This is a genomic window from Campylobacter sp. CNRCH_2014_2452, assembly GCF_025772865.1.
GTDB classification, from domain to species: Bacteria; Campylobacterota; Campylobacteria; order Campylobacterales; family Campylobacteraceae; genus Campylobacter_D; species Campylobacter_D lari_D.
This window is the reverse complement of sequence record NZ_JAKMSX010000021.1, coordinates 1-6,874: the sequence shown is the minus strand read 5'-3', so window position 1 is coordinate 6,874 and position 6,874 is coordinate 1. Positions and strand designations below refer to the sequence as shown.

The 6,874-nt window shown below is 25.6% G+C and carries 2 protein-coding genes; both read right to left on the bottom strand.

The features are described from left to right. Nucleotides 1-3,452: hypothetical protein (locus tag L8X38_RS08290; RefSeq protein ID WP_263661759.1), on the bottom strand; the 3,452-nt coding region annotated here is incomplete at its 3' end. Next, nucleotides 3,449-6,874: hypothetical protein (locus L8X38_RS08285; protein ID WP_263661758.1), on the bottom strand; the 3,426-nt coding region annotated here is incomplete at its 5' end. The genes L8X38_RS08285 and L8X38_RS08290, both read right to left, overlap by 4 nt.

The following is a 6,874-nucleotide window of genomic DNA, read 5'->3' as shown; positions in this document are numbered from 1 at the left end:
CTGCCTATGAATTTGTTGGAATAATCTTGGGCTTTATTAGTATCATCGCTTTCTTCTTCGTCATATTCATTTTTTCTTTTGTTTTTTACATATTCTTCATTTACCCCCTTATACATCACTTCTAAATTATGTTGTCCTATGGCTTCTAAATTTTCCATTAATCTTCTTGCTTTTTGTCTATCTTCTATAAACTTACCCTTTTCATCTTGAGTAGTGCTATAAATACCATTTGCATATTCATATAAAATTTGTATAGCATCATTATAAGCTAAGATAGGGTGTTGTTTTATCACTGGGTGTTGTGTTTTATACTCTTCTTTTCTTTGAAAATGCTCTAGCTTATATATATTACATTTTCTAAGTTCTATATTGTTTTCTTCAAAAAATTCCATATCGTTTAAGATGTATTTACCCTCATTGATTTTATCTTCCTTAAAAGCACTTCTTTTCTCATCTAAAATAATATAAGATAAAAGTCTTTTTAAGGCAAATTCCCTAGCTTTGCTTGAAGTCGTAGCACAAGCAATACTAGGATAATAATTAAGCCCACCTGTGCATAATAAAGAACCAAAAATAAACTCAGATAAATCAAAACTCATAAATCTAGAATTTATCAATAAAGGATAGGTTAAGTATTCTTCTTTTTTTACAGCTAAAGGAAAATCATAATTGTAAGTAAATTTTTCATACATTAGTTTTTCATATAAAATTTTTAATCTTTCATAATTTGTAGGCAAAAGTGTATCGATAAAAGATCCTGCTAAATTTTTTAACACATCTACACTTAAATTTTTACTTACTTTAATAGAAAAATCAATAGCTAATTGTTTTTTTACTTTTGATATCAAATGAATTTGCTTAGCTTTATCCAATCTTGAAAAACTCTTTGACTTTTTCAACTCGCTTGCATATTCTAATTGATTAAAATAATAATAATTTGTTCCTATTTGATATAAAAAAAGCTTATTGAGTGGCTTTTTACTTTTTGGATTAATTTTTATAAAATGTCCTTTAGGATTAAGTGCATAAAATATCCCTAGTTCTTTAAAAAAATGTGCTTTAAAACTAGAAAATAATTTATTGCCATAATGCTTTTTATCAAAGCTTGAATTTATAAAAAATAAAATCATTTTTTTAAAAAAATCAGGCTGACTCATAAAAAATTCTGCAAAAGGAAAAAGTTGCTTAATGATATTAAAAAAAGTGATATCTATGGATAATTTTGCAAGTTCATTATCAAGCATAATTTCTTGAATACTTTTATCTAAATCTTTTTTCAAAAGAAGAGTTTTATCTGTTTGTGTATTTTCTTTAAATTCAATTTCCTCATCAAAGCTTTCATTTAAGGTTTTTAAAAAATTCACATAAGTTTGATCTTCTTCTTCAAAATCATTTTCAAACATAGCTTTAGCTAATTCATCTAAATAGATAACTTCATCTTCTTTTTTATTTTTATTTAATTCTTTAGATAAAAAGATGTAAATTTTTTTATCATTATCATAAAAATAAATATCATCAGGGATAAATGAAATATACTCATTAAAATAATTTGGTATTTTAATCTTTTGGTAATTAAGTGAAATTTCTTTATCACCATAATCTGGATTTGGAATTACAATATTTTTAACACCAAGAGAATATTCTTGTGTAGAAGCTAAGTCTTTTTGTAAAACATACAAAGTTAAAGTCAATAAAACAACCGTTAAAGGTGAGTATTTCTTAAAATCTACATTTTCATATGTTTTGGATATTGATGACTCTAACTCAAGAAAAAATTGCATTTGATCATAATCAGAATTGATATTATCTAAATAATTATTAAAAAGCCCGATATATTCTTTTACTTTTTCTTTTTCTTTTTCGCTAATTTCTTCCAGTTCTTTGGGTAATTTAAAAAAGCTATCAATATAAGCAAAATCTTGCTCAACTTTTTCATATTCCAATCGTTCGTTTATATATTCCAATAAATAAAGTTTCATCCAAGAATATGGTTGATTATAAAAATTAAAATACCTTTTATATTTTTGATAAATCTGTCCATCAAGTTTCACAAAAGGACAAAGCTGCAATACAAAATCATCTTCCTTTTTAACATCTCTTTCTATAAAATAAGAACCATAATCTCTTTTACTAGGAAATTGCTCTTTTAACCCAAGTTTTTCATTTTTTGTAAGAGCTTTTGGGCGATTTTTTATTATTGCTCCTAATTTTTTTTGATACAAATCTTCACAAAGTGCTGCATTGTTAAGCTGTGGTGGATTGGTAATAAACAAATAATTTTTACCCATTTTGGTTGTATTGATTTGATCAGTATTTTTTTTATCTAGTATCATTTCTACTAGTATGGAAGAATTTAAATCAGGATATTCTGCATAAAAGAAATGATTAAGTTCAGAGATATTTGAATTGATTGCTTTTTTTAATGTTGTATCAAAATTTTTTAAACTAGAATTAATCAAAAGCGTATTATCTAACTTTTCATTTTCAATTTTTGGATTATTTTCTAAAAAATGATCAAAAATACCTTGAAATTCTTCATCTAAAATAACTTTATAAAAACTATTTTTATAAAGACTAATAGAAGGTGCATTAGAATAAGATGAAAAATCTAATAATACTTTATCATCTATAATCAATACATCAGATAAAATTTCTTCATTGCACAAAGCGATAATAGGATAAAGCTTACTAGTAATAAGCTCTAAAAGTGGATAAGCAAAATCATAATAATATTTTTGTTCCTTATGCTCTTGATAGTCAGAAGAAGAATTATAAGCTTCAAATAATGTATTTACAACAAAAACATAAGGATTTTTTTTGACTAAAGAGATAGGTTTTTTAAGATTGGTTACAGAATCTAATATATTAATAAAAAATTTTGCTATAGCTCTAATAATTTGCTTATATTCATCATCATTAGATTGAGTGATATTTTTTAAAAATGTATTAAAAAGTGTATCTAGGGTAAGTTGTATCTTTGGTTTAATCTCTTGCTCAAAATAATCAGATTCTTTGATATTTTTTAATAATGTATTTAATTCTTTTTGAACTCCTTTTAAAAAATTTTCAATATTTTCTTCATTACTCTCATCAATAATTTTATTGAGCGTTTTATTTTTGTTTTGATTGATTACATCATTTAAAAAATTTAAATTATTAAAGATAATTTTTTTAATACTAGATAAATTTTTATCAGAGCTAAATTTTTGTTCTTTTGTGATTTCATCTTTATTAGCTTGATTTAAATGTATGATTTTAAAAGTTTTTTTCTTGTTAATTTTAAATTTATATTCAATAGTATGTAGTGTCTTATACAAAGAATTCTTAGCTTCTTTATATCCATCAAAATCACCACATATAAAAATAATTTTATTAGCATTTTCGGTAAGATTTTTTAACTCAATTTCCAAATTATGATTTGATGTAATTAAGGTGAAATCTTTTATTTTCATATTTTAATCCCATTCACTACTACAAATTTACAAACATAAAGCTCTTGTTTTCTATCTTCATCTTCTAAGATCTCATCTAGTCCATTTGCGATTTGAAATTTTAAATTTTGCATTTTAGCAGGAGCTAAAAAACTAAAATGATATTCGTTTAATTCTTTATTATCTTCTAGGGAATTTTTGATGATTTTATCATACTCATGTAGCTGTGTAAAATACCCTGCTCCTAAATCTTTATATTCAAATTCTTTATAAGCACTTTTATAAACTTTAGCAATATTTTTTGGGATAATAAAATAAAGTTTGATTAAATTAGTATCAAAACCAAAATTTAATTCTTTAAATTCATAATCTTTACTAAAGTCTTGTTTGAATTGATTAAGAATATTAACATCTTCTATATCTTTTAAATCTTTTTGATCTATATTTAATTCACTTAAAGCTTTATTTTGTTCTTTTTTTTCATTATTGATCAAAAGATTATAGATAGGTAGGTTATCTTTTTGAAATCTATCACTTTTATAATGAAGTCTTATTATAGGCTCTTTTAGCTTTGTTTGGCTTTTGCTTTGCTTTGCTAAGCCTTCCTTAGGATTAAAACTATGATCAAATTTAAACTTAGTAGGTACAAAGCTTACTTTTAAAGGAAAGCCTTTATCACTAATACAAGCTGAGATGAGTTCTTGTAAGATTACATATTCATTATTAACTTTCTTTTGAGATAAAGAGCCTTTAACATCTACTACCTTAGTGCAAGGATAGCTTACATTTGCAATGGTATTAGGACAGCCACTTATGCTAGAATTAAGTAAATCACTTTCTAGCATAATAGGCACACCACTATCTTTAAAAGTTTTTCCTTTGTTTGATTGAAGTATGACTTTACCTCCATGGATACATTCTAGGTTTTGATTTTCTAAAAGGGCATGAAGTTTAGCTATAGCTTGTTTTTTATTTATTTGTATGGTTTTTTGTTCTTTTAGGGTATTTGAAATCAAATCTTTATACTCTAAGCTTTGCTTGCTTAAACATTCTAATTTGATATTTAAAGAATTTTCTATAATAGAATAATTAAGCAAGCAAAGTTCATCATTTTTATAAAAGATGCTAAGTTTTCCTTTGCCACTATCTTCATCTTTAGGAGAAAAATAATAACTAGGTGTATCTTGTTTTATGGCATTATCTTGATCTAATTCTCCAAAGTAAAAAGGATTGTTAGGAATTTCACTTGAGCCTGTAAGGAGGGTGGAGTTTAGGAAGATATAAGCTTGATAGTTTTGGAGTTCTTCAACTGCAACACCTACTTTAGTAGCTACTCTTTTATAAATCTCATCACAATCAATCAAATCCCTACAATTAGCAAAAATAAAAACTTCTTCTTTTGGCAAATTAACAAATATAGTCGAACTTGAAGAATTAAATTTTACTTTTGTTTTAATGGGTTGGTTTTTATTAAGATAATAGCTTGTGCAATTATTTTCATAAATCAAATTAATCATTTGCTTTTTTCTAGCTTGAAAAAAATCCAAATCATTTTCCAAGCTAAGACATTTAAAGCACTCAGAGTTATAATTTAAGATTTTCCCTATATTATCTTCTGTAAGTATTTTTTGATTATTTTTATCTTTAACAATGAAAGGCAACCACTTATAAACTGCTTCAGCATGATCTAAATCCTGCTCGAAGTCATTATTAGATAGTTTTTCTAATATAGGTTTATCCAGTATTTTTATATAAATTTGCATAGTTTCTAAAACCAAAAAAGAATCAGGAATAACAAATTTATTTACATTTTTATATTCACCTACATAAAACAACTCTTGTATATCTTTATAAATAAGATTAAATTCTTTCTTGTTATATACGCTATTTTTACACAAGTTATTAAAAATTTTATCCAATACTACACTAATATAATTTTGATTTTCATCTTGGATATCTATTTGATCTCCTGGTAAAAGCTTATTTTTCTCACTTAAGTCAATTAAATTTTGTGCATAAGAATTTAGATAATCCATAGCACAAGCAATATCCTTTTTAAATTCTTTGATATTTTCATTATTTTTTATCAAATGCTCATAAAAATAACTCGCCCAAACTATATTATACATAAAATGGCTAGTTAGCAAATAATTTTTTTCAAGCTCTCCTATATGAATTAAATGCAACTTGTCTGTATTTTTATAATCAAACTTATCTTTAATATCTAAGCCATATTTATAACCCAAATCAGCTATCACAGATCTTGATGACTCTAGTGCTTGTCTATATTCTCGTGAAAAATCTTCTTTATTAGGGATAGGTTTAGCTATAGTTTCTATATGATGTATTTCTATACTTGTTTTGCCTTTACTTGCTTGTTTTATATTTAAAGCACATTCATCAAGTCTTTTTTGATCTATTTGTCCTTGTGAATTTTTACATTCTTCGATCAAACCATCGGTTCCATTTTCCACATTTAAAACTTTAGAGCAATTATCTAAAGTTTTTCTAGTCATACCAAAACCAAAAAGTTTTTTAATTCCTTTAACTAATAATTTAAAAACAACTCTAATAACTCTAATAAAAATATTTACAAGACTTACTACAACACCTTCTATACCAGCTCCATTATAAGTATAAAGTTTTTGAATATATTTTTTTTGCCCAAAGATACAAAAACATTGAGCCAAATGTCCTCCTAAAGAATGCCCCACAACATCTATTTTAAAATTATCACTCCCATGCTTTTCTCTAATGATTTTTAAAACTTCATCGCTATAATTCATCAAAGACACCACTTGTGGAATTCCAAGCCTCAAAGCAATAAAACCATCTGTAAAAAATGCATCTTTTAATAGCTGTGTTCCACCTGTTTCAGTGCCACGAAAAGCCAAGATATAAGTATTATCATTTTTACTTGTATCTTTAAAAACAGTATGAGAATAACCACTGATGTTAGTATTTTTTACATGATCTATAACTTCATAACGAGATACAAAGTTTTTAGTGCGTGGGCTAAGATGATGTCTGAATTTTCTAGGATCTTTATTGTGTTTAGCAAAATTTAAAGCCAGTAGGTTTTTTTGATCTTTTGCTTCTTTGTCTTCTTGATTTCTATAAATAAAGCTTTGAGCTTTATTTCCAATAACTTGATCCTCATCTAAAGCTTCATTGTCTTTTCTAGGTTTTTTAAAGACAAGATCAGCAGAAAATCTAGCTTCTATAATGGTAGCATAAGCTGTAGGATCTCCTATTCTACGTATTTTATTTAAAATGAGTTTTTTTATTTTTTCACCTGTATTACACCCATCTCCTATCTCATACCCTAACTTTATCCCATCTGCATAAAGCCACAAAGGAGGAGTAAAAGCACTATCAAAAAAACCTTTTTCATCATTCTCATCGATTAAATCAAGCATAGCATAACTAGCATCTGCTATATC